18 protein-coding genes are annotated in these 24,237 nt (G+C 67.1%); 4 read left to right on the forward strand and 14 right to left on the reverse strand.

All coding sequences use genetic code 11. The annotated features are described in order from the left end of the window. Positions 1–49 precede the first annotated feature (49 nt). Together AMS67_RS05000 and AMS67_RS05005 are read right to left on the reverse strand one after the other, a co-directional pair. Positions 50–1,612: an APC family permease gene (locus tag AMS67_RS05000; protein ID WP_053386384.1), complete on the reverse strand. Its 1,563-nt coding sequence runs from the start codon at positions 1,610–1,612 to the stop codon at positions 50–52. A 169-nt stretch (positions 1,613–1,781) separates the two neighbouring features. Continuing rightward, positions 1,782–3,320 carry an aminotransferase class I/II-fold pyridoxal phosphate-dependent enzyme gene (locus tag AMS67_RS05005; RefSeq protein WP_075201235.1) on the reverse strand — a complete coding sequence of 513 codons (1,539 nt, stop codon included), beginning with the start codon at positions 3,318–3,320 and terminating at the stop codon, positions 1,782–1,784. A gap of 122 nt (positions 3,321–3,442) precedes the next feature. Here AMS67_RS05005 and AMS67_RS05010 point away from each other — a divergent pair, with 122 nt between their 5' ends. Continuing rightward, on the forward strand, positions 3,443–4,378 hold the full coding sequence (locus tag AMS67_RS05010) for a LysR family transcriptional regulator (protein ID WP_053386385.1): 936 nt from the start codon (positions 3,443–3,445) through the stop codon (positions 4,376–4,378). Between the two features lie 49 nt (positions 4,379–4,427). Here the strand turns inward: AMS67_RS05010 and AMS67_RS05015 are convergent, their stop codons facing one another. The 4 genes from AMS67_RS05015 to AMS67_RS05030 all read right to left on the reverse strand — a co-directional run bounded on the left by AMS67_RS05015 (position 4,428) and on the right by AMS67_RS05030 (position 9,031). After that, positions 4,428–5,456 (reverse strand): TerC family protein, encoded by a 1,029-nt coding sequence (locus AMS67_RS05015; protein ID WP_053386386.1) that lies wholly within the window; start codon positions 5,454–5,456, stop codon positions 4,428–4,430. Positions 5,457–5,679: 223 nt separating this feature from the next. Then, positions 5,680–7,260, reverse strand: a complete 1,581-nt coding sequence (locus tag AMS67_RS05020; protein ID WP_053386387.1) for a hypothetical protein — start codon at positions 7,258–7,260, stop codon at positions 5,680–5,682. Beyond that, positions 7,257–7,886, reverse strand: coding sequence for an ABC transporter ATP-binding protein (locus tag AMS67_RS05025; protein WP_053386388.1), 630 nt, complete (start codon positions 7,884–7,886; stop codon positions 7,257–7,259). The genes AMS67_RS05020 and AMS67_RS05025 overlap by 4 nt, the downstream gene beginning before the upstream one ends. 191 nt (positions 7,887–8,077) lie before the next feature. After that, positions 8,078–9,031: a Ppx/GppA phosphatase family protein gene (locus AMS67_RS05030; RefSeq protein ID WP_053352363.1), complete on the reverse strand. Its 954-nt coding sequence runs from the start codon at positions 9,029–9,031 to the stop codon at positions 8,078–8,080. A 32-nt stretch (positions 9,032–9,063) separates the two neighbouring features. Between AMS67_RS05030 and AMS67_RS05035 the strand changes: the two genes are divergently transcribed. After that, entirely contained in the window at positions 9,064–9,450 is a 387-nt protein-coding gene (locus AMS67_RS05035) for a GntR family transcriptional regulator (RefSeq protein ID WP_053386389.1), read from the forward strand. 12 nt (positions 9,451–9,462) lie between these two features. Here the strand turns inward: AMS67_RS05035 and AMS67_RS05040 are convergent, their stop codons facing one another. Further along, complete coding sequence (locus tag AMS67_RS05040; RefSeq protein ID WP_053386390.1) at positions 9,463–11,829, reverse strand: glycosyltransferase family 2 protein; 2,367 nt, start codon at positions 11,827–11,829, stop codon at positions 9,463–9,465. Between the two features lie 303 nt (positions 11,830–12,132). On the opposite strand from AMS67_RS05040, the gene AMS67_RS05045 reads away from it, so the two are divergent. Continuing rightward, complete coding sequence (locus AMS67_RS05045; protein ID WP_082305308.1) at positions 12,133–13,749, forward strand: chitinase; 1,617 nt, start codon at positions 12,133–12,135, stop codon at positions 13,747–13,749. Between the two features lie 63 nt (positions 13,750–13,812). Here AMS67_RS05045 and AMS67_RS05050 read toward each other — a convergent pair whose 3' ends face one another. The 3 genes from AMS67_RS05050 to AMS67_RS05060 form a co-directional block, all read right to left on the reverse strand. Beyond that, positions 13,813–16,404 (reverse strand): DEAD/DEAH box helicase, encoded by a 2,592-nt coding sequence (locus AMS67_RS05050; RefSeq protein ID WP_053386392.1) that lies wholly within the window; start codon positions 16,402–16,404, stop codon positions 13,813–13,815. Continuing rightward, positions 16,401–17,837, reverse strand: coding sequence for a DUF2130 domain-containing protein (locus AMS67_RS05055; protein ID WP_053386393.1), 1,437 nt, complete (start codon positions 17,835–17,837; stop codon positions 16,401–16,403). The genes AMS67_RS05050 and AMS67_RS05055 overlap by 4 nt, the downstream gene beginning before the upstream one ends. Positions 17,838–17,910: 73 nt before the next feature. Continuing rightward, on the reverse strand, positions 17,911–19,767 hold the full coding sequence (locus AMS67_RS05060; RefSeq protein WP_053386394.1) for an ABC transporter ATP-binding protein: 1,857 nt from the start codon (positions 19,765–19,767) through the stop codon (positions 17,911–17,913). A 125-nt stretch (positions 19,768–19,892) separates the two neighbouring features. Between AMS67_RS05060 and AMS67_RS05065 the strand changes: the two genes are divergently transcribed. Next, the gene (locus AMS67_RS05065) at positions 19,893–20,978 is read left to right on the forward strand and encodes an NADH:flavin oxidoreductase/NADH oxidase (protein WP_053386395.1); all 1,086 of its coding nucleotides are present in this window, start codon (positions 19,893–19,895) and stop codon (positions 20,976–20,978) included. Here the strand turns inward: AMS67_RS05065 and AMS67_RS05070 are convergent. The 4 genes from AMS67_RS05070 to AMS67_RS05085 form a co-directional block, all read right to left on the reverse strand. Beyond that, on the reverse strand, positions 20,975–21,805 hold the full coding sequence (locus tag AMS67_RS05070) for an SDR family NAD(P)-dependent oxidoreductase (protein WP_053386396.1): 831 nt from the start codon (positions 21,803–21,805) through the stop codon (positions 20,975–20,977). The genes AMS67_RS05065 and AMS67_RS05070 overlap by 4 nt on opposite strands. Before the next feature lie 88 nt (positions 21,806–21,893). Further along, positions 21,894–22,751, reverse strand: a complete 858-nt coding sequence (locus AMS67_RS05075; protein ID WP_053386397.1) for a substrate-binding periplasmic protein — start codon at positions 22,749–22,751, stop codon at positions 21,894–21,896. Further along, positions 22,748–23,596: an amino acid ABC transporter permease gene (locus AMS67_RS05080; RefSeq protein WP_053386398.1), complete on the reverse strand. Its 849-nt coding sequence runs from the start codon at positions 23,594–23,596 to the stop codon at positions 22,748–22,750. The genes AMS67_RS05075 and AMS67_RS05080 overlap by 4 nt, the downstream gene beginning before the upstream one ends. Continuing rightward, positions 23,593–24,237 (reverse strand): amino acid ABC transporter permease, encoded by a 645-nt coding sequence (locus AMS67_RS05085; protein ID WP_075201236.1) that lies wholly within the window; start codon positions 24,235–24,237, stop codon positions 23,593–23,595. Before AMS67_RS05085 ends, AMS67_RS05080 begins: the two co-directional genes overlap by 4 nt.

Consider the following 24,237-nt stretch of genomic DNA (forward strand, 5'->3'; position numbering starts at 1 on the left):
AATGTGAGCAACTCAGCTCGAGCCGCTACCCCGCACGCCTGTCAGCGCATCACCGCTCCGACGGCGACCGATCCGAAGACGCCGAGGACGAAGCCGACGCCGAGGACGAAGCTGATGCCGACTCCTCCAGCTCCCCACCGTCGTACAGATCCCCGTCGGCAGAACCGAGGCGGTACTTGCCGGGCCCGACGAGCACGATCATGCCGGTGTCGATGCGGCGCCCGAGCACCGAGTTCTTGCGGCCGGTGAAGTAGTACCAGACCAGCACGACGGCGGTCCAGATCACGAACACGATGATGGTGATAGGGCGCAGATCCTTGATGATCCAGAGGCAGCCGATGATCGACAGAATCGGGATCACGGGGTACAGCGGCACACGGAACTTGCGCTCGAGGTCGGGCTCGCGGCGGCGCAGCACCATGACGGCGACCGACACGACGGTGAACGCGGCGAGCGTACCGATCGAGGTCATCTCGGCGAGGAAGTTGATGGGAATCACGCCGGCGAGAATCGCGACGATGATCGACACGATGATCGTGTTGGCAATCGGGGTGCCGGTGCGCGGGTTGACCTTGCTGAAGATCTTCGGAGCCATGCCGTCGCGCGACATGGTGAAGAGGATGCGGGTCTGGCCGTAGAGCACGACGAGCGTGACGCTGAAGATCGAGATCACGGCGCCCGCGGCGACGACGGTGCCGGGCCACGAGGCGCCGACGATGTTCTCGAGAATCGCCGAGAGTCCGGCGCTCTGCCCGTCGAACTCGTCGGTCGCCTGCGCACCGAGTGCGGTGACGGCGACGAGCACGTAGACGGTCGTGACGATGACGAGCGCCGCGATGAGCGCGATCGGCAGGTTGCGACGCGGGTTCTTCGCCTCGTCACCGGCGGTGGCGACGGCGTCGAGGCCGACGAACGAGAAGAAGATGAGCCCGGCACCGGTCATGACGCCGGCGAAACCGAAGGGTGCAAAGTTCGCGAAGTGATCGATGTTCCAGCCGGTGATGCCGACGGCCACGAAGAAGAGCAGCACGGCAATCTTGATGCCGACCATGATCGTGTTGGTGACGACCGAGTGCGAGGTGCCGCGAATGAGCAGCAGGCAGCAGAGGCCGATCAGGATCACCGCGGGCAGGTTAATGATGCCGCCCTCTTCGGGTGCGTAGAGCAGCTCATGCGGAAACTCGAAGCCGAACAAGTTCTTGACGAGCTGGTTCACGTATTGCGACCAGCCGACCGCCACCGCGGCGGTCGAGACGCCGTACTCGAGCAGCAGACAGGCAGCGACCCCCATCGCCGGCAGCTCGCCGAGCGTGCTGTAGGCATACGAGTAGGAGGATCCGGAGACCGGCACGGAACTCGCGAGCTCGGCGTAGCACAGCACCGACAGCCCGGCGACGAGGCCGGCGATGATGAACGACCAGATGACCGCGGGGCCGGCGATCGGCACGGCCTCGGAGAGAATGAAGAAGATACCGGTGCCGATCGTGCCACCGACACCGATCATGGTCAGCGGCACGAGACCGATGCTCCGCTTCAGCTGACTCCCGCTCTCACCCCCGTCTTGCGGAACGGGCTTCACTCGGAAGAGCTGCTGTCGCAGAGTGCTCGCCATACGTGTGTCTCCAGACTTCGTTGTCGCAGGGCCCGAGGGCCCGGTTATTCGTCCCGAGTCGCATTGCGCGGCCGGGTGCCCGGTCTTCCGGGCGATGCCCGTACTTCGGGCAATCCGCGGCGGTGGGCCGCGAAGTCAGAGCGGCGCCGTCGCAGGCGCCGCAGGGCCTCTACCCCCGCAATACTCGGAAACGGTCGATCTTGGGATCGATCGCCCCGCGCACGTATCCGGTCGGAGAAGCCGCGACAGCCTGCAAAAAGGCTACAGCCTCTTCGGTGATCTCTTCGCCGGGCATCACGTTGGGGATGCCCGGCGGGTAGGCGGCGAGCGTGTCGGCGGAGACCCGGCCAATCGCTTCGGCTGCCGAGACGACCTCGGTTTCGCCGAAGAACCCGTCGCGCGGGCTGACCCGGTAGGCACCGGGCTTCGGCAGGTTCGGGAAGTCGTGGGCGTCGCCCGTGGCCCGGCGTTCGATGTCGGCCTCGGGCGACTCGACGCTCGCGACCATCGCGCGGTACACGGCGTCGAAGTCGAACGACTTGCCCGCACCGATCACCGCGACGATCGAGGTCGCCGTCGACATCTCGAAGAAGATCTCGTGCTGCTCGATAAGGTGCTGACGCAGCCAGTGCCCGGTGACGCCCGCGCCGCTCACGTTGATCGGCACGCGCAGCAGATCGGTGTCGACGATGTCGGCGAAGCGGTCGAAGGTGTCGCTCACGATACTGAAGCGGGCATCTGCGCGCAGGATCTCGCGGAAGCGGCGCGCTCCCGCGACCGAGCGCCCGATGGCCTCCTCGCCCGTGGCGAGTGCGTGCCGGGCGATGTCGAGCGAGCCGCGCAGCAGCGCGCTCGTCGAGGTCGACGCGGTCATGCTGAAGGCGCGCTCGATGAGGGGCTCCAGGCGATCCGCGAACGGGCCGTGCCCGAGGTGCAGCATCGCCGACTGCGTCAGCGACCCCGCGAGCTTGTGTGTGCTCGAGATGACGACGTCGGCGCCGAGCCGGGCCGGCGACTCGGGCAGCTCGGGGTGGAAGCCGAAGTGCGGACCCCACGCGCCGTCGACGATGAGCGGGGCACCGTGCGCGTGCGCGACCTCCGCGAGCCCCCGCACGTCGGCGACCGACCCGAAGTAGCTCGGCGAAATGACGTAGACAGCGTGCGCCGGCGTTCCCTGCCGTTCGGCGTCGGTGAGCGCCGCGTCGAGCGCCGCGGGTGAGACGCCGTGGGCCATGCCGTGTTCGGCATCGACGTTGGGCATGACGTAGCTCGGCGTGATGCCCGCGAGCAGAATGCCGTCGCTGAAGCTGGAGTGCGCGCTGCGCTGGGCGAGAATGCGGTCGCCGAGGCCTCGCGCTGCGAGCGCGATCGTGCGGTTCGCCTGCGAGGCGCCGTTCGTCAGGAACCAGGTGCGCTTGGCACCCCACGCGTCGGCCGCGAGTGCGAGCGCCTCGTCGAGCGGGGTCACGGTCTGGCCGGGAGCGGCGAGGTCGACGCCGTCGATGAGCATCGGGATGTCGAGGTGCAGCGCGCGCTCACCGAGGAACTGGGCGAGGCGCCCGCTGAGATCTTCCTCCGTGCCGCCGTGACCGGGCACCATCAGCTGCACCGGGCCGCGCGCGACGTGCGCTTCGAGGGCATCGGCATAGGGGGCGCGGCTGTGGTCGAGGGCGAACCGAGGCGCAACGGTGAGAACGGAGTGCAGCATGCCTCACATCGTGGCCCTCCGCGCCGCGCGGCGGAATCCCCGCAACCGCTGTGAGGTCACATACACTGTGTGTGACACGATCCGATTTGCGTTCGAGATCACGACATGGCATAAGGGACATCATGATCGATCTGCGGCAGCTCCAGGCGCTCCGAGCCGTGCACCGGGAGGGTTCGGTGACGCAGGCCGGGCGATCCCTCGCCTGGAGTCAGCCCACCGTCGACTATCACCTGCGCAATCTTGAGCGCCTCATCGGCTCCCCCGTCATCGCACGGTCGAAGCGCGGCTCGACACTCACCCCGGTCGGGGTCTTGGTGCTGGATCGCGGTGAAGAGATTCTGACCCTCACCGATCGGGCGCTGCGCGACGCCCGAGACCTCGCGCAGATGGGTCGCGCACGGCTCAGCTTCGGCACGTTTCCGACAGCGGCCGCAAAACTGTTGCCGTCGATCGTGGCGCAGGTCGCCGACCTCGGCATCGAGATCGACGCGACCCTGCTCGAGGTCGGGCCGTTGGTCAGCGCGGTGAACGCCCGCACACTCGACGCCGCGCTGCTGTATTCAGTACCCGGATACGAGGCGCCGCTGCGCCCCGAGATCATCACGACCGAGGTGCTGCGCGATCCGCTGATGCTCGCCCTCCCCGAGGAGCACCCGCTCGCCGCCCGCGCAACGATCGACCGCGAATCGCTCATGTCGCTGCGGGGCGAGCGCTGGCTACTCGGCACGAGCCTCGACGACCCCATGGACACCGTGCTCGTCGACGCGTTCGCCGCGGAGGGGCACGAACTCGAGGTCGCGATTCGCACCGACGACTTCCAGGTGATGCTCGGCATGATCGCCGCCGGCATGGTCATCGGCCTCGTCGCCAAGCTCGCCGCCGGCCCCCTGCACCCGGGTGTCGTGCTGCGGCCGATCGACGACCCCGGCTTCGCCCGCTCGGTGCTGCTCGCCGCGCCCCGGGAGGGTGCCAGCGACCAGCCCACGACGGCGGTGCGGCAGCTCGCTCAGGCGATCCGCCACGCTGTCGCGCTCAGCGAGCACCCGGCGGCGGGATGAGCAGTGCCCCCGGGCGACCCCGAGGGCACTCGTCATCCGCCCGCTCACGTTAGTGCTGGTCGAGCTCCGCGCGATCCGACACCTGATCTTCGGCCGCGTGGGCACCGACAGCGGTGCGCTGCCCGCGCGTCTTCCTGAGACTCAGCACCGTCGCGACCGTGATCGTGAGGCCGATGAAGCCGAGCGAGAACCAGATCGGAATCTCGGGGATCCAGAGGATCGGCTCGCCGCCGTTGATGAACGGCAGCTCGTTGACGTGCAGGGCGTGGAAGACGAGCTTGACGCCGATGAACGCGAGGATCACGGCGAGACCCTGCGACAGGTACACGAGACGTTCGAGCAGCCCGCCAATCAAGAAGAACAGCTGGCGCAGGCCCATGAGCGCGAAGGCGTTGGCGGTGAACACGATGTAGGCCTCGTTCGTGAGGCCGTAGATCGCGGGGATCGAGTCGACCGCAAACACGAGGTCGATGAAGCCGATCGCGACAATCGTCAAGAACATCGGGGTGAAGAAGCGCTTGCCGTCGATCTTCGCCGTGAGCTTGTCACCGTGGTAGTCGTCGGTGACGGGCAACACGCGGCGCACGAGCTTCATGAAGCGACCGTTCGCCGGGTCGCTTTCGTGATTCGAGAAGGCCTGCTTCCATGCGAGGAAAAGCAGGAGGGCACCGAATGCGTAGAAGATCCAGCTCAGGTTCTCGATGAGCGTCGCGCCGACCGCGATGAAGATGCCGCGCAAGATCAGCGCGATGATGATGCCCACCATCAGCACCTTCTGCTGGTACATCTTCGGCACCGCGAACGCGCCCATCACGAGGAGGAAGACGAACAGGTTGTCGATCGACAGCGCCTTCTCGGTCAGGTAGCCGGCGAAGTACTCGCCGCCGAAGTTCCAGCCCGACACGACGCCGATACCGACGCCGAAGACCAGCGCGAGACCGATGTAGAACGCCGACCAGCGCGCCGACTCACCAATGGTGGGCTCGTGCGGTTTGCGCACGTGCGCGAAGAATTCGTATACGAAAAAAGCGATCGTGACCAGGATCGTGATGATCCACACCAACGGCGTGATCTGCATGGGTGCTCCAAGGGTTCGGTGATACTCACCAAGGTCTCCTCCGCTCTGCCCCTGCGAATGCAGTTCAGAGCCAGCGGCCCGGGCTGCGACGACGCAACCGTAATGACGGGCACACTGCGAGCGGGAGTACTCCCCTTGCGGGCTCCACTGTAGCAGGCGAAGTGCCGATGTGCCTCAAAGTTGATTCGCGCGGCGGCGGCAACGCGGCGGCGCCAGCGCGACGTCACCCCGCGCGACGTCGGCGCCAGCGCGTGACGCAGACGAGCAGCATGCCACCCACCACCGCGATGGCCCACACCGGCGCGACCCCGGCGAGCACCACGGCTGCACCGGCCGCCGCGACCACGATGACGCCGTCGAGCGCCCACGCGAGCCGCACCAGCACGCTCACGTCGCCGACGGGCGTCGGAATCGGCGTGAGCATCGCAATCGAGAGCTGCCCCTTGAGCGCGGCGTTCACCCGAGCAAGCACCGCGACGAGTGCCAAGCCCGCGGCAACGAGCACCGGCACGAGTATGCTCAGCGTCGAAGCGTCGGAGCCGGTGCCGGTGCCGGTGCCGGTGACCCCGAGCAAGATCACCGACACCGCACCGCCCAGTGCCGCGACCAGAGCCGCCACAACCGCCGGAAACACCGCGTGCATCGCCACCAATCGTTCGTCACTGACGCCGTAGAGCGGCAGATCGGACGCGACGCTCGCCGCGTGCCGCAGTCCGTCGGTCAACGGGCCCACGCCCGCGAACATCAGCACCGCGGCAACGGCGCCGAGCGCCCAGATCGGGGTCGGCGCGGTGCAGGCGAGCACGATGAGCAGGCTGCCCGCGGCGATGCCGAGCGCGCCCGCGACGAGCCGCGCCGGCGTGCGCACCGCACCGATGGCGTCGCGGCGTACGAACGTCGCGGTCAGAGATCGCGCCGGGCGCACGGCGGCGAGCGATCGGCCGAGCTTCGGGCGGGCTCCGTAGATCGAGATCGCCGCGGCGAAATCCATGCCGTACGCGTGCGCGGTCAGGGACTCCCAGCGCGCCGCCTGCACCTCGAGCGCCGCGCTCTCGAGCCGGGCGAGCAGCAGCGGAGCGCAGACGAGCAGGGCAACGGCGAGCAACGCGAGCGCGGCGAGCGGCGGCAGCCCGGGAATCGCAAACGCCGCGCCTGCTGTCGAGGCACCGCCTGCCCAAGCCGAGGCGGTCCACCCCCACGGAGTGACCCCGCTGAGCACCGCACCCGCGGGCGTGAGCAGGCCGATGGCGAGCAGGATCGCCACGCCACCCGCACCCGCGAGCGCCGTCCGCGGTGCGGCCTGACCCGCAAGCCAGGCGACCGTCGCGATGACGCCCGTGAGCGCTCCGAGCGCCACCAGCTCACCCGCGTGCCCCGCGCTGATGAGTCCGTGGCTCGCAAGCACCGCGGCGAGGAAGCCGGCGACCAGGGTGGTGGCGACGGTCAGCGCGGCACCCGAGACGAGCACCGCCCCACCGAACGTGCGGGCGCGCGGTGCATCGCTGCGGGCGAAGATCGTGGTGAGCAGGAGCGGCCGCAGGGCGGGGCCGCGGAATCCGCCGGCGACGAGCGCGAGCGCCCAGAGTCCGGCGGCGACGACGCCCGCGGTCGAGGCCAGGCTCGGATCCGCGAGCGCGGCGAGCGCCCCGGGGGTCGTGGCGCCCAGCCAGAGCGCGCGCACGGCCGGAGCGACGCAGATGATCGCCACCATCACGATGAGGTAGGCGACGTACCCGCGATCCGCCCCGCTGCGCGGCCGCCGCGCCCGCCAGATCGCGAGTGCGCGACCCGCGCCCGAACTCATGCCGCCGCCTGCAGGCGCACCGCGCGACCGTCGAGCCCGCGCTCAAGCGCGTCACTGTGCGTGGCGACGACGATCGCGGCCCCTCGGTCGCGACGCTTGCGGAGCGCCGCGACCACCAGCTGAATGTGATCGGCGTCGAGCCGCTGCTCGGGTTCGTCGAGCACCAGCGCGTCAAACGGGCGGGCGAACACCAACGCGAGCCCGAACAGCTGCGTCTGCCCCGACGAGAGCTCGTGCGGGAAGCGTTCACCGAGCGCCGCCAGCCCCAGTTCGTCGAGCACCTCGGCGGCCAGTCGCTCCGCGCTTGGCGCGTTGCCCGCCCAGGTCGTTGCCACGAGCCGCACGTGATCGCGCACGGTGAGGTCGGGCGCCATCGGCGGGAGGCCGATCATCGCGGCAACCGTGCGGCGCAGCGCGCGATGCTTCGCGGTAGCGCGCTTGCCGGCAATCGTGACCGACCCGCGCGACGGCTCGCGCATGCCCGCGACCAGTCGCAGCAGGGTCGATTTGCCGGCCCCGTTCGGCCCGCGCACGACGACGGCGTCGCCCGCCGCGGCGTGCAGGCTGGTCTCCGGGAGCAGAGTGACGGCCCCCTCGCTGACTACGGCTCGCTCGACCTCGATCATGCATCCATCCTCGCAAACACGCGGGGCGGGCGCACGTCGAGGTGAGCTCGTCAGCCCCGCACCGGCTCCGCGCCGCGCATCCGCGGCCGACACCACCCGTCGAGGCGGAGAAATCTCGTCGTTCGGGTGATCCTGCTCGATTTCACCCGCGTGACGCAATTTCTCCTGCGTGACGGAACGCGCGAAAGACGTCAGCCCCGCACGGGCTCCGCGCCGCGCCCGTCGAGCGCGTCGATGTAGCGGAGCACGATGCCCTCGCGCAGCGCCCAGGGCGAGATCGTGAGCGTCTCGACGCCGAACACCTTCATCGCGGTGCGCAGCACGACCGCTCCCGCCATGATCTGGTAGCCGCGCTCGGGCGTAATGCCCGGCAGGTACTCGCGCACGGCGCCCGGCATTTCGCGCAGCGATGGCTCCCACTCGCGCAGGCCGACGTAATGCAGCTGCGCGAGGTCGCCGGTCACCGGGTCCGACGGGCCGCCCACGAGCCGGGCAAGCGAACGGATCGTCTTCGACGTGCCCACGACGCGCTTCGGCCGCGGCCGATCGGCGAACAGGTCGTCGCGCACGCGCGTGAATTCCGCCCGGGCGTGCGCGCGCAAGCGCGAGACGGCTTCGCGGGGCGGCGGATCCTCCGCGAGAAAATTGATGGTGGATCGCCCCGCGCCCAGCGGCAGCGACACCTGCACATCGGGATACTCGTCGGCGCCCTGCGCGATCTCGAACGAGCCGCCGCCGATGTCGAACAGCAGCACCTCCCCCGCCGACCAGCCGAGCCAGCGGCGCACGGCGAGCATAGTGATGCGCGCCTCGTCCTCGCCCGACAGCACCCGCAGCACGACGCCAGTCTCCCGCGTCACGCGCGCGAGCACCTCGTCGCCGTTCGTCGCCTCGCGAATCGCGCTCGTGGCGGTCGAGATGAGGTCGTCGACGCCGATCTCGCGGGCCGTTTCGGCGCTCTCGCGGATCGCCTCGACGATACGTACGACCCCCTCTTCCGAGATGGCCCCGTCGGCGTCGAGGTACCGCATCAACCGCAGCACCGAGCGCTGCGAATGGTAGGGCACCGGACTCGCGCCCGGGTGGGCATCGACGACCAGCAGGTGGACGGTGTTTGATCCGACGTCGATCACTCCGAGACGCATGGTGCGATTCTAGTGCGCGTTACGCTGACTGCATGAGCGACGCCGCACTCCACCTGTTCACGATCGATGCGGGATCGGCCCAGCCTCCATTCCGCCAACTGCACGACGCGGTGGTGCGCGCGGTCTCCGACGGTGCCCTCGCACCGGGAGCGAAGCTGCCGACGGTGCGCGGTCTCGCGACCCATCTCGGCGTGGCGGCGAACACGGTGGCCTCCGCCTACCGCGCACTCGAGGAGAGCGGCGTCATCGAGGGGCGGGGCCGCGCCGGCACCTTCGTGTCGCTCGGCGACGACCCCATCGAGGCCGCCGCACGCGGCATCGCCCTCGCAGCCGTCGCGCAACTCGCCGAGATCGGCGTCGTCGGTGAGCGCGCCGAAGCGCTGCTCACCGACGCCGTGCGGCGTGCCGCGGCCGGGTGATCCGGCGCGACCCTACTTGCGGTACCAGTCGGGCGACGCCGCCTTGTCGCCGTTCGGCGTGATGATCGGGCCGACGTCGGTCGAGTTGGTCGGCGCCGCAAGCGTCACCTCGTTGACCTCGATGCGCGGGGCACCGGCGCTGAGCTCGGCCACCGCTTTGACCTCCTTGCGCACGCCGCCGAGGCGACGACGCCGATCGCTCGAACGCGTCAGGTCGCGGCGCAGACGACGGTCGCCGTGGTACAGAATCGCCTGCCAGTTGACCTCGGCATCGGGGTCGACCAGGCTCTTGGCCTTCTGCTTCTTGGGCTTCGGAGCCACGTAGAGCCAGCCGACGACACCGAGCACCGCGTCGACGATCGCCGCGCGCACGCCGATGTACGAGACCGCGGCCCAGGTGGCCATGATCGCGTTGAAGCCGGCGAAGATGAAGTTGCCCCAGTTGCCGAGCATGAAGTCGCGGTAGGCAGTGATCACCGAGAACGCGATGATCACGAAGGGCAGAATCACGTAGATCGCGGGCGATGCGGTGCGACCCGTAACCTTCGGGGTACGCGCGAACGGAATCTTCTCACCGGTGACGCCCTGCTGCATCGACTTCAGCACACCCGCCAGGTTCACCGGCAGCAGCACCAGGTTGAAGCCGTAGATGCGGAAGATGTCGCTGAGGCGGTGACCGCTGGCCCGGAGGTCGAGCGCCTGCGAGATGAAGTACGGCAGCGCGGCGGCCACGACGAGCGGGCTCAGCAAGCGCGAATCGAACGGGAAGAAGAGCAGGAAGATCAGGCCGAAGCTCGCCCAGGCCAGCGACGACATGTAGTTCGTGCGCAGCAGCTTCTCGGTGAGACGCACGCGCGCCGGGGTGCCCTTGCGGATGCGGATCATCTCGAACATCTTCGGCATGATCAGCAGACCGCCGTTCGCCCAGCGGCGGCGCTGCACGATGAGCGAGCCGAAGTCGGGCGGCGTGGCGCTGTAGCTCAGGCGCTCCGGATAGTTCTCGAGCGACCAGCCGTGCGCGCCGAGGTCGATGCTCGACTCGGTATCTTCGATGACCGTGCGGTCTTGCACGTACGTCGTGATCTCGAAGCCGCCCACGGTCTCGGTGACCGCGATATCGGCAAGCGCCTCCTTGCGGATCACCGCGTTCGCACCCACCCAGAAGGTGGCGTTGAAGTAGGTGAGCCCCTGATGCTGAATGTGCTGGAGGTCGGTCGTCGCACCGGCGATGCGCTCGATGCGCGTCGGGGCGCCACGGAACGACGAGTACGGCGTCTGCGTCACCGCGACGCGCTCGTTCTCGGGCTGCTCAAGCAAATACACGAGACGCACGCAGTAATCGCGCAAGAGCTGCGAGTCGGCGTCGAGCGTCAGCAGGTAACGGCTGTCAGGGATCACCAGATCGGGCTCGACCTCGTCGCGCTCGCGAATGGGCTCGAGCAGCTGCACGCCGGTCTCGTCGGCGATGCGGTAGCGGCCGCCCATCAACGAGATGTACGAGTTCAGGTTCATCGCCTTATTCGGCTCTTGCGAGAGCGAGGCGTACTTCTTGCGCTCGAAGGAGCTCATGTCGGCGCTGAAGATCCAGATCAAGCGGCGGTAGAGCTGCTCGAGGCGCTCGCGATCGGGCGATCCCCCCTGTTCGAATGCAGCATGCAGCGCGAGACGGGTGAGACGCAGGTCGTTCGACAGGCCCAGCAGCACCTGCTCGGCGAAGAACTCGGCCATGTGGTCTTCGATCTTCTCCGCCGCAGCGAACTCGTCGAACCAGGTCGCGGCGGCCGCGTACGCCTCGGCGGCGCGCTTGGCGTCTTCGGGTCCGGGAACCTCAGGGGTCTCCTCCTGGAACCGGCGCATCGCCTCAAGCGCGTCGTGCAGCGGCGACTCGAGTGCCTCCTGAATATCGCCCAGCAGCCCGCGGGTCTGCTTCAGGCGCGCGAGCGCTTCGCCCTCGAGCCCCTTCTCCTTGTCGTCGATGAGGAGGACGACGCGCACCGACGGGAACTCCTGCAGCGCCGCCGACCACAGCGTGTAGCGCACCACCTCGGGCTCTTCGTCGTAGCTCGGAATGAGCACGGTGACGTCGGAATCGGACTCGGCGAAGTGCTGGTCGATGAGTGCGCGCTCGACGCGACGGTGCTCACGGAATCGCACCAGCGCGCCGTAGCGCGCGGTGAGGTACATGAGCGCCGAGAACGTCAGCGCCGTCACCGTGAGGCCATACACCCAGGTCTGCACGTGGAAGATAAACGACTCCGTCGGCCCCTCGATCACCATGCGCACGATCGTCGTGATCATGTAGAAGAACCACGCCAGCACTGTGACGACAATCGCCGCACGCGCCCACACCACGGCTCCGCCGCTCGGGCGCGAGTGCATGATCGCGAGCGGTTCTGACCGCCGCTCCGCACCCCACTGCCGTCTACGCGCGTTCGCGCTCGCCTCTGTCTGCTTCGCCACCCTTGAAACCCCCTGAAGAACCGGTCGTCCACGCGTCGGTCCTACCGAGGGTGTGCCGTGGCACACGGTCGTCTCTTCGCGGGTTTTTCTTACGAACACTCAAAAAATCACCGAGTATTTGTAAAGATTCGTGTTATCGCTCGTATAGCATAGCTGACGGAAACAGCCAGTAGAGGGTGCATCCCAGACCCGTCGGGCGAGGGCGCGGGTGAAGGGGCAGCAATGGCGAAGTGGTATCCAGGGAGAAAACTGTCGTGGGCGAGGCTCAGCGTCGTGCTCGTCGTGATTGCGGGGCTCGTCGGTGGCGGCGTCTACGCATGGACGCGCGTGCAAGACGTCGCAGTCGCGACCGAGCGCACCCCGTGGTTTGACTCGTACGTCGACGTCACCGCGACCCCGACGTTCCCCTTTGAATCGCCGGGCGACGAGGGGCAGAAGAATGTTGTGCTGTCGTTCATCGTCGCGGCACCCGACGATGTCTGCAGCCCGTCATGGGGCGGCTACTACGGGCTCGATGAAGCCGAGAATTCGCTCGACCTCGACCGCAAGCTGCAGCGCCTGCGCAATCTGGGCGGTTCGGCCATGGTCTCGTTCGGCGGGCAGGCCAACCACGACATCGCGTACGAGTGCACCGACGAGGCGAAGCTGGTCGACGGCTACACCAGCGTCGTCGATCGCTATGAACTCGCCAGCATCGATATGGATATCGAGGGCGCGTTTCTCTCTGACGAGGCCGGCATCGCGCGTCAGGCCGCAGCCATTCGCACGGTGCAGGATGCGCAGAAGGACGGGCTCGATGTCTGGCTGACGCTGCCGGTCGCCCCCGATGGACTGACGTTCGAGGGCCTTCAGGCGATCCGCGCCTATCTCAAGGCCGGTGTCGACCTCGCGGGCGTCAACGTCATGACGATGAACTACAACTCCGAGAAGGAGAAAGACTTCTATCCGGCCGTCGAGAGCAGCCTCGACGCCACGCAGTCGCAGTTGCGCTCGCTGTACCAGGAGATCGGCGCTCCCATCGGCGAGGCCACCGCGTGGAGCCGCGTCTCGGCGACCCCGATGATCGGCCAAAATGATACGCGCAAGGATCTCTTCACCCTCGAAGACGCCCAGAAGCTGTCGACATTCGCCGACGAGCGCGGCATGGCCCGCATGTCGATGTGGTCGCTGAACCGCGACCAGCAGTGCGATGCGAACTGGCCCGACCCGAAGACCGTCTCGGATTCGTGCAGCGGTGTGACGCAGGAGAAGGGCGACTTCACGAAGATTCTGCGTGAGCACCGCTCGGGCGCGATCGCTCAGGTCGCCGAAGAGGTCGACACCGACAGCCCGGTCGAGCTCGTCGAAGACGACCCCGACACCAGCCCGTACCCGATCTGGAACGAGACAACGGCGTACCCGGCAGAGACGAAGGTCGTCTGGCACCGCAACGTGTACGAGGCGAAGTGGTGGACCGAGGGCGATCAGCCCGACCAGGCTGCCGAGAACGGCTCACAGCCGTGGCGTCTGCTCGGCCCGGTGCTCGACGGCGAGAAGCCGATCGAACGACCGAAGCTGCCCGCTGGCGCCTACGCCGATTGGGATAAGACGAAGGAGTACCGCCGCGGCGACCGCGTCATGTTCGATGGCGACGGGTACGAGGCGAAGTGGTATTCGCTGGGCGACAGCCCGGACGCCGCGCTGGTGCAGCCGCAGGACTCGCCGTGGCGGGTGCTCACCGATGCTGAGATCGCGGAGGTGACCGGTTCGTCGAACGAGGCGGCCACGGGCGCGAACGGTTCGGGCGCCGCAGTGCAGGCCGACGCGTCGAGCGACACGGCGGGTGACGCAGGGAGCTAATCCCAGAGTTACCGGGAGGTGCGGGATCGCCCTGCGCGTTGAAGCGCCGGGCGATCCCGCATTTTATCCCTCGAAGGCCCCGACGCGTTCGACCCGAACGATCGGCTCGCCTTCCGCTTCCGACTCGGCCAGGTCGACCGAGCCCTCGATCGCCCAGTCGTGGTCGCCTGCAGGGTCAAGCAGCACCTGGCGGAAGCGCCAGAACCCTTCGGGGGCGCTCGATCGGTCGATCTCGAGCAGCCCGGCTGCGCGAGCATCGGCATCGACGCGAATGTCGTCGTACTCGCTGTAGTAGTCGGCGAGCGCATCGCGCCAGCGCTGTTCGCCGAAGCCGCGCGAGCCGTCGAGCTCGGCGAGCTCGGCATAGCGTTCGAACGATGCTGCCTGCACACGGCGGAACAGTGCGTTGCGGAGCATCACCAGGAACGCGCGCTGATTCGTCAGCACCGAGCGGGTCGGCGGCGCGAGCGCCGCCGCAGCATCGGCGCCGTCGGCGTCGAGCCCGAGCAGTTCGCGCGCTTTGCGGTGCGCCTCGACGTCGGGATTCGAGAGCTGCTCCCACTCGTCGATCAGGCTCGAGTCGACCTGCCGCACGAGTTCGCCGAGCCAGTCGAGCAGCTCCTCGAGTTCGGGAGTCTTTGCTTGCTCAGGCACGGTTCGCTCGATGGCGCGGAACGCGTCGCTGAGATAACGCAGCACTCCACCTTCGGAGCGTCCCAGCTGGTAGAACGACACCAGGTCTCGAAACCCGAAGGCCCGCTCGATCATGTCGCGCACCACCGACTTCGGCCGCAGCGCAAAGTCACGGGCCCACGGCACTTCTTTCGTGTACTCGCCGAACGCTTCGTCGAGGAGCTCTTTCAGCGGCTGCGGATGCGTGACGGCTTCAAGCAGTTCCATGCGCTCGTCGTACTCGATGCCTTCGGCCTTCATCGCGGCGACGGCTTCGCCTCGCGCCTTGTGCTCTTGCGCGCGCAGAATCGCGCGAGGGTCTTCGAGCGTCGCCTCAATGATCGAGATGACGTCGAGCGGGTACTCGGTCGATTCGGGATCGAGCAGTTCGATGGCAGCGAGGGCGAACGGCGAGAGCGGTTGGTTGAGCGCGAAGTTGGCTTGGAGCTCGACCGTGAGGCGCAGCAGCTGCTGCCCGCGCCCGTCGGTGTGCACTTCGACGATGCCGCCTTGACGCAGTGTGCGGAAGATCGCGAGTGCGGTGCGAGCGTGCGCGAACTGCGCGGAGCGCGGTTCGTGACTGTCGAACACGAGGGTGCGCATGGTGTCGAGCGCTTCGCCCTCTCGGGTTTCTCCGCGCCCGATGACCCCGAGCACCATCGAGTGCGTCACCCGCATGCGACTGACGAGCGCCTCGGGCTGCGACCCGACGAGCTTCTCGAGCGTGGCTTCGCTCCAGGCGACGAAGCCCTGGGGCGGGGACTTCTTCTTTGCCGGCTTCGCTTTCTTGCCGCCGGTCGCCTTCGCGGCCGCTTTGGCGGCGGCTTTCGCATTCTCGACCTCGTGCTCGGGTGCGAGCGCGATCACGTCGCCTTCGGTATCGAAGCCCGCACGGCCCGCGCGACCCGCGATCTGGTGAAACTCGCGTGCCGACAATCGGCGCATCTTCTCGCCGTCGAACTTCGTGAGCGCCGTGATGACGACCGTGCGGATCGGCACGTTGATGCCGACGCCGAGAGTGTCGGTGCCGCAGATCACGCGCAACAACCCGCGTTGCGCGAGTTGCTCGACCAGGCGGCGATACCGGGGCAGCATGCCCGCATGGTGCACCCCGATGCCCGATCGCACCAGGCGCGAGAGCGTCGAGCCGAACCCGGTCGAGAACCGGAAGTCGCCGATCGCGGCGGCAATCTCATCGCGACCTGCTCGATCGACGATACGAATGCTCGAGAGGGCCTGCGCTTGCTCGACCGCGTGCGATTGGTTGAAGTGCACGAGATAGGCGGGCACCTGTCGATCTTCGAGCAGTTGCTCGACGACCTCGTGCGCCGGAGCGACCTCGTACGCGAACGAGAGCGGCACCGGCCGTTCGACACCGGTGACGAGCGCCGTGTCGCGATCGGTACGTCGTGAGAGATCGTCGGCGAGCTCAGTGACGTCGCCGAGCGTGGCCGACATGAGCAGGAATTGCGCATCGCGCATCAGCAGGAGTGGCACCTGCCAGGCCCAGCCGCGATCGGGCTCGGCGTAGTAATGGAATTCATCCATGACCACCTGCGTGATGCCACCCGCGGTGCGGTCGCGAATCGCGAGGTTGGCGAGGATCTCAGCGGTGCAGCACAGAATCGGCGCATCCGGGTTGATCGAGCTGTCGCCGGTCACCATACCGACGCGATCGGCACCGAATACATCGACGAGATCGAAGAACTTCTCACTGACGAGCGCTTTGATCGGGGCGGTGTAGACCGTGCGACGCTGTTCAGACAGTGCGATGAAGTGGGCGCCGAGCGCGACCAGCGATTTTCCGGTGCCGGTCGGCGTCGCCAGAATGACGTTGCTGCCGAGGGCGATGCCGAGCACGGCCTCCTCTTGCGCGGGGTACAGTCGGAGCGCGCGTTGCTCCCACGCCCACTCCTCGAACGCTGAGAACGCGTCATCGGAGGATTCGAAACGGGTGGAGTCGAGTATCGATCCCAAATTCATGAGTGTTCGGGCTCCTGTCGCTCCTCGGCGCCGGGGGTAGTATCGCCGCGTTCGAGCTCGGCGAACTTGGTCTGCATCGTCGGGTTGCCGCGGGTGAGCTTCTTGATGGTCACGCCTTGCGCCTTATCGTTCGCGAGGCGCAGGTTGTTCTCCGATTTCAGCAGATTGTCTTTCACCTTCTGCATTTCGGCGATCGAGGTGTCAATGCGTTTGATCGCCTCTTGGAACTGACGCGACGCCAGTTCGTAGTTCTTCCCGAACGCATTTTTGAAGGTGTCGAGCTCGGCTTCGAAGTGGGTGATATCGATGTTCTGCGACTTCACCTGTTCGAGCTCCGCCTTGTACTTCAGCGAGTTCAGGGCAGCATTGCGCAGCAAGGTGATGAGCGGAATGAAGAACTGCGGTCGAATGACATACATCTTCGGGTACCGGTGCGAGACGTCGACGATGCCGCTGTTGTACAGTTCGCTTTCGGGTTCGAGCAGACTGACGAGCACGGCGTACTCGCAGCCCTTCTCGCGCCGATCTTTGTCGAGCTCTTTCAAGAAGTCTTCGTTCTTGTGCTTCGTCGCCGTGGTGTCGGCCTCGTTCTTCATCTCGAACATGATCGAGACGATCTCGATGCCCGAGAGGTCGAGATCTTTGAAGATATAGTCGCCCTTGCTGCCGGAGCGGGCGTCGTTGTCTTTCTCGAAGTACGCGTTGGGAAACGCCGTCGCACGAATCTGGTTGAACGTCGTCTCGCAGTGCTGCTCGAGCGTCTCGCCGATCATTTTCGTCGACAACCGGGCCTTGAAATCTTTCAACCGCTCGATCTCGCCGTCGCGATCGCGCAACTGCACCGCGTGGAATTCTTTGAGCGACCGCTCGGCGAGCTCTTTCTCGAGTGCCGCTCGCTCAAGGCCGCTGCGCAATTCATCGCGCTCGCGCTCGATCACGCTGACGGCCTCGGTGATCTCGAGCTTACGGGCCAACTCGATCGAGTCGAGTTTCGCCCGCAACTGCTGCACCTCGGCCTGCTGTGCAGCTGCCTGTTCATGCAGTTCGCGTGCGCGCTGCGCCTCGGCGAGCTCACCCGCGGCCTGCTGGTCTCGCTTCGCCTGCGCGAGATCGTTGACCAGCGCGTCGCGCTCTCGCTCGACCGTGCTGAGGGCTTCGGCGACCGCGAGCTTCTGCGCCGTGGCCCCGGCATCGAGCCGCGCCGTGAGCTGCTGAATCTCGGCGTCTTTCGCGGATGTGGCCCGTTGCAGCTCGCCCGCAGCGGCGGCCTCGGCCAGCTCGAGTGCTCGGGCTTGGTCGCGCTCGGCGAGTTGCAGGCGCTCGTGCAGTTGCGCGTCGAAGTCGCTGTCGCGCACCTGCTTCAGGATGTCGGCGTACCCGGCTTCGTCGACGGTGAACGCCGTATGGCAGTGGGGGCACTGGATCTCGTGCACGGTGCCTCCTTCAGAGTCGTCGGGAATGCCTACCCCCAACACTGGCACAGACCGCCGACAATGCTGCGCTCGATCAGCCGAAGACCTCGAAATCACGCAGTCGCTTGCGGTCGTCGCGTGTCGACGACGACTGCAGCTCAAGCAATTCCGCGTAGATGCCGCCCGATCGAGCGAGCTCTGCGGGGGTGCCGATCTCATCGACTCGACCATCGCGCAGCGTGACGATGCGATCGACCTCGGCGATCGTCGAGAGCCGGTGGGCGATAATCAGGCTGGTGCGCCCCCGCATCAGGTCTTCGAGGCCGGCTTGCACGAGCCGCTCCGATTTGGTGTCGAGCGCCGACGTCGCCTCGTCGAGCACGAGAATCGGCGCGTCTTTGAGCATCGCTCGGGCGACTGCGATGCGCTGGCGCTGGCCGCCCGAGAGCTTCACTCCGCGCTCGCCGATCAGCGTGTCGTAGCCGCGGGGGAATCGACGCACGAACACGTCGACCGCAGCGCGCTGCGCCGCCGCTTCGATCTGCTCGCGGGTCGCGTCGGGCTGCCCGTAGGCGATGTTCTCCGCGATGGTGCCGGAGAACAGCGCGGGATCCTGGAACACGACCCCGATGCTGCGGCGCAGGTCGTCGATGCTGTCGCCCGCACCGGCCACCTCGATGGTTCCCGAACGCACGCCGTACAGCCCCATCAACAAACTCGTCAGTGTCGTCTTCCCGCCGCCCGACTCTCCGACGAAGGCAACGCGCTCCCCCGGCGCCACGTCGAACGAGATGTCGGTCAGTACGTCGTCATCGGCGTCGTACCCGAAGTGCACGCCGCGGAACGCGACCGCCGCACCGCCCGTGCTCCCGTCCGCTGACGCATTCAGTGACGCGTCAGCCGGTGCCGCATTGACGGGCCGCGAGCCACCGCCGTCGACGACGACCGGGTCGAGATCCATGACCGCGAAGTACGACTGCGAGCCGGCAATGGCTCGCTGCGCGGTGTCGACGACCCAGCTGAGGCTCGTCACCGGCTGTCGCGCCATGGCCATCAGCTGTACCAGCATGACCATTTCGCCGATCGTGAAGTAGCCCAGCACCGTTCGCGCGAAGATAATGGCGTACAGCCCGAAGAAGATCAGATGGAGCACGCCCTGGCGCAGTGCATCCATGCGGTGCCAGTGACGTGATTGATCAGCAGTGAGCGTTTCGGTGGCGTCGAAACGCTCACGAAACGCGCGGAGCTCGCGGGTTTCGCCGACGAACGACTTCACCACGCGCATCTGGCCGACGACCTCGGCGAAACGGCCGGAGGCGACATCGACATGCTCGTTCTTCTCGCCTTCGATGCGTTGCCAGCGGCGGCTCGTGAGCGCGGTGAGCCAGAGGTAGACCGGATACGCGACGGCGAGCAACACGGCGAGGGGCCAGTAGTACCATGCGCTGATCGCGAGCACCGAGATCGTGGTGAGTAGCAGCGTCACAAAGAGGTTCGAGAACGACTTCATGAAGTTGGTGATCTCGGAGATCGAGCGGTTGAGCCGTGCCACGATCGTGCCGGTCAACTCGGTGTCGTAGTAGCGCTGCGGCAGGGCGAGTAGCTGGGCGAAATATCGGGTCGACAGAATCGTGCGCATCTTCGCGCTCATCACGTCGCCCCAGTAGCCGCCGATGTTGCCGATGACCGCTTCAATCAGGCTGACCGCGAGCAGTGCTGCGGCGAGCGCGAGCACGGTCGCGATGGCGCGCCCGGGATCGGTGGCCACGGGTGCGGCGCCATCCCCGCTCGCGGCACCGCCGAGTGCCGCGACGATGACGTCGGTCGCGCGGCCGGTGATGAACGGGACGGCCAGACCTGCGGCCGTGACGACCGCCGCGGCGATCATGATGCCGATGTAGTACGGCGTCAGGCTGCGGGTGAATTTCAGGATGCGCATCAGCGTGCCCATGGCTCGGCCTCCTCTGCGGTGTACGTCATGGCATGCAACGTACCAGCGACCTCCCCCATTCCTGCCGCTGGGTCGGCTCGGGCGAGGGGCGCGCGCGAAACATCGCCGGAGTAGGCTCGGGAGCTATGGCCGATCCTCACCTGTTCCGCTCGTTCACCATTCGTGATCTCGAGGTGCGCAATCGCCTCTGGGTTGCTCCCATGTGCCAGTACTCGGTCGACACCGAAGACGGCGTGGTCTCCGACTGGCACCTGCAGCATCTGGGAGGGCTCGCCCGCGGCGGGGCGGGTGTGGTGTTCATGGAGGCGACCGCGGTCGCTCCGGAGGGTCGCATCAGCCCGCGCTGCCCGGGCATCTGGAGCGATGAGCAGGTGGCGCCGTTGCAGCGCATCACGCGCGCCGCACACGCCCATGGCGCCGCGATCGGCATCCAGTTGGCCCACGCCGGACGCAAGGGATCGACCTACCCGTCGCTGCCGGGATTCGCCGATGGCAGCGTGCCCCTCGATGAGGGCGGCTGGCAGACCGTTGCCCCGTCGGCGGTTGCGTTCGGAGCATTCGCGGTGCCCCGAGCCTTGGAGATCGACGAGCTGGCCGCGGTCGTCGAGGCCTTCGTCACCGCGGCCGATCGTGCCGTGCGTGCCGGTTTCGACCTGGTCGAGATCCACGCCGCACACGGCTATCTGCTGCACGAGTTCCTTTCGCCGATCTCGAATCGGCGCACCGATGCCTATGGTGGGTCGCTCGCGCACCGCGCTCGACTGCTCCGCGAGACGGTGCAGGCGATCCGCGCGGCGCACCCCGGTTTGCCGATCGTCGTGCGGGTGTCGGCCTCCGAGTGGGTCGATGGCGGGTTCGACGTCGCCGAGGCCGCTCAGGTCGCCGCGTGGTTGCGGGCAGACGGGGCCGACCTCGTCGATGCGTCGAGCGGCGGCAACGTGCCCGATGCGCGCATTCCAGTGGGGCCGTCGTATCAAGTGCCGCTCGCGGCGCATCTGCGCGCGGCTGACGCACTCCCTGTGAGCGCCGTCGGACTCATCACGAGCGCCGCGCAGGCCGAGGGCATTCTGGCGTCGGGTCAGGCCGACATCATCACACTCGGCAGGCCGCTGCTCGCCGACCCGCATCTGCCGATCGCCTGGGCGCACGAACTCCGGGCTCCGGGTGCCGCTGACCTCGTCCCCCCGCAGTACGCGCGCGCACGCTTCTAGACGCCGCCGCGCAGCATCTCCGCCGACCGCTCCCACAGTTCACGTGCGATCCAGGGGTCGTGCACCTCGGGGCTCACGCGGTTCGGGATCGCCCGCGACTCGTAGTACGCACCCGGTGCGAACGTGCGTCCGGGTTCGCCCTCGGCCAGCCAGACCAGTTGATCGGCGCCGCGCTCCGGGCTGACCGTGAACAGCCGCTGCAGTGGCCCGTGATAGAGCCAGCGCATCACATGAGTGGTGTCGCTCGCGAACCCGGTACCGACGATGCCCGGGTGGAATGCTGCGGCCGAAATGCCTGCGTCGCCGAAGCGGCGCTGCAGTTCGACGGTGAAGAGAATGTTGGCGAGCTTCGCATTGCCGTAGGCCCGCTGCGGGGCGTAGTTGCGGGCGTTCTGCAGATCCTCGATATCGAAGCGGCTGAACACGCGTGCGGCGAGGCTCGCCGTCTGAATCACGGTGGCCCGCCCCGCGATGAGCGCCGGCATGAGGTCCGTCGTGAGCGCAAACGGGGCGAGGTGGTTGATCTGGAAAGTGCGCTCGAAACCGTCGACGGTCTCGGCACGCTCCCCCATGATGCCGCCGGCGTTGTTCGCGAGCACATCGATCCGGGGGTAGGCGTCAGCGAGCGCTGCGGCGAGCGCGCGCACCTGCGCGAGATCGGCGAAGTCGGCCGTGAACCAGTGCGCGCCGATCGAGTCGGCGATCGCCGCGGTCTTCTCGGCCGACCTCCCGACGAGCACCACGGTGTGCCCATCACGGTGCAACCGGCGGGCCGCTGCGGCCCCGATGCCGTCGCTTGCTCCGGTGATGACGATCGTCTTGCCCATGCGCACCCCGTCTCTCGCGAGCGGCTGGGTTCGGCCGCCCCGAAACATGCTATCGGGGCGGCCAGATGACCAATCAGTGCCTGAACGACTAGAGCAGATTTGGCTCCCCCGGGTCGGCGATCTCAGCGGGGAACCCGTACTTCTCTGCGAGCTTCGCGATCACACCCTCCTCGCGCAGCTGCTCGATATCTGCATCGATCGCCTTGCCCAATGCGTCAGCATTCAGATTCACCGGGAAGTTCGTCTGACCCACATTGACCGTGGCTGAAAGCCGCTCATCGGGTTCGATCGGTTCGACCGTCGCTCCGTCCACGGGATACAGTTCGAGCAGGGTCACCGCAGCGCCGAGACCGAGCACCGCTCCCTGAATGCGACCTGCTTGGAAGTCTGCGAATTCCGCGTCGTTGGTGGAGTAGAGCTTGAGTTTGCCGCCGAGCAGCCCCTGAAGTTCCTCAATGCCGACCAAGGCCTGACCGGCGCCGACGGCGTCGAGTTCGGCCAGTTCGTCGACGGTCTTCGCGCCCGAAGTCGAGACGAGTGACAGCGGCGACGTGACGACTGGCGCGCTGAGCCGTACGACCTCGGCACGTTCCGCGGTGCGATACCAGCTGCCGACCGTCGTGTCGGCTCTGCCGGTCTGCACCGAGGTGATCATCGCTGAAGAGTCTCCCGGCACGAGTTTCAGGTCGAGGCACTCCATTTCGGCGATCTGCGCGATGATCTCTCCTTCGATGCCGACGAATTCTCCCTCCTCGATATATCCGAACGGTGGGTAGTCGTAGTGGGCGACGGTAAGCACCCCGGGGGTGATCGTCTCGACGTCCGGGTGCGCCGGGACGCAGTCTTCGCTCACAGCGGACGACGCGGATTCGGTTGCGCTACACCCGGCGAGCATCAGTGCTGCGAGGGCGCTGAGCGCGGCGATGCTGGTCAGTCGATTCTTCATTGGTGCCTCCTGGCTGGGGTGATGGTGGGAACTGCGGTGATTGCGGGCAGGCGCGTTGCGGTGCGCGGCGCAGGGGAGCTCTGCGGATCGAGCTGGTGCGTTTCGAGAGGTTGTTGAGACGCCAGTGGCACCTGCTTCTCCGTAGTGTCGCGGCGCCCCCGACGCAGACGGCGACGAGGCCCGGCTGATCCTCCACTCACTCGCTGTTCGATCCGACCAGCGAGTATCGCTCCCGGAATTGCAATGAACGCATAGACGAACGCCGCCGCGATATACACCGACATGTATCGCCAGCTGATCGCACCACTGAGATACGCGGCGTGCATGATCTCGGCGACCGTGATGACGCTCGCGAGCGAGGTGATATGGAACATGGTGATGGTGAGGTTCACCAGTGGAGGAATCGAGATTCGGGCGGCCTGCGGCAGGATGACGAAGCGGAACCGGTCACTTCTCGACAGCCCGAGGGCCTCCGCCGCATCGGTCTGCCCAGGCGGGAGTGCTGCGATGCTCGCACGGATCATCTCTGCCGAATACGCCGCAGCTGTGACCGTGAGCGCGATGATCGCCGACGGCAGCGCATCGAGCAGCACACCGAGTTGCGGCAATCCGCGGTACACGAGATAGAGCAGTACCAGAGCTGGAATTCCGCGTCCGACCTCGACGACGACGATCGTTGCCCAGCGCACCGCGCGATTGCGCGACTCCGAGAGGATGGCGAGGAAGAACCCGAGCGGATAGCCGATGAAGCAGGAGACCACGGTGAGCAGGATCGCCACCCCGAGCCCGGGGAGCAGATTCGGGATGTGTGTCGGCCAATCCCAGAGCCATGAGGTGTCATTCATAGGACCGCGTACCTCCGGGTCAGTCGGGCGTGCACGACCCGCGAGACGCCGCCGAGCGGCACGCTCAGTGCGAGGTAGAGCAGGCCAGCAAATGCGAAGAAGGTGAGACCGTCTCCGAAGTACTGCACCTGCAGTCCGGCGACGAAGGTGATTTCGGCGACGCCGATCGTGGATGCCAGTGCGGATTCTTTGACAAGCCCGACAAGGTAGGTCGCTACCGTCGGAGACACGGCCCGGAAGAGCTGCGGGAACAAGACGTCACGGGCAGTGCTCCACCGCCCCAAGCCGAGAGCGGCGCTCGCCTCCCACTGGCCGGCACGAATGGCGTTGAGTCCACCCCGATAGATCTCGGCCATACTCGCGACCGCGATGACGCTCAGCGTAATCAGCGCCGAAGCGACAGCGCTCAGAGTAATGCCGAGTTGGGTGATACCGAAGAAGGCGATGAAGAGCCACACGAGCGTCGGCACTCCGCGCACCACGTGCACGAACGCCCAATAACAGGCCCGCACCGGGGCGAACCGGCTCCGCGAGAGCAGCATCACCGGGGCACCGAGCACGATCCCGACGATCCCTGAGACCGCAGTGAGCAGAATGGTCATGCCCGCCGCAAGGACGATGGCCCCAAGCGCATTTCCCAT

The sequence above is a fragment of the Leucobacter japonicus genome, assembly GCF_001273855.1.
In the GTDB taxonomy this organism is placed as follows: domain Bacteria; phylum Actinomycetota; class Actinomycetes; order Actinomycetales; family Microbacteriaceae; genus Leucobacter; species Leucobacter japonicus.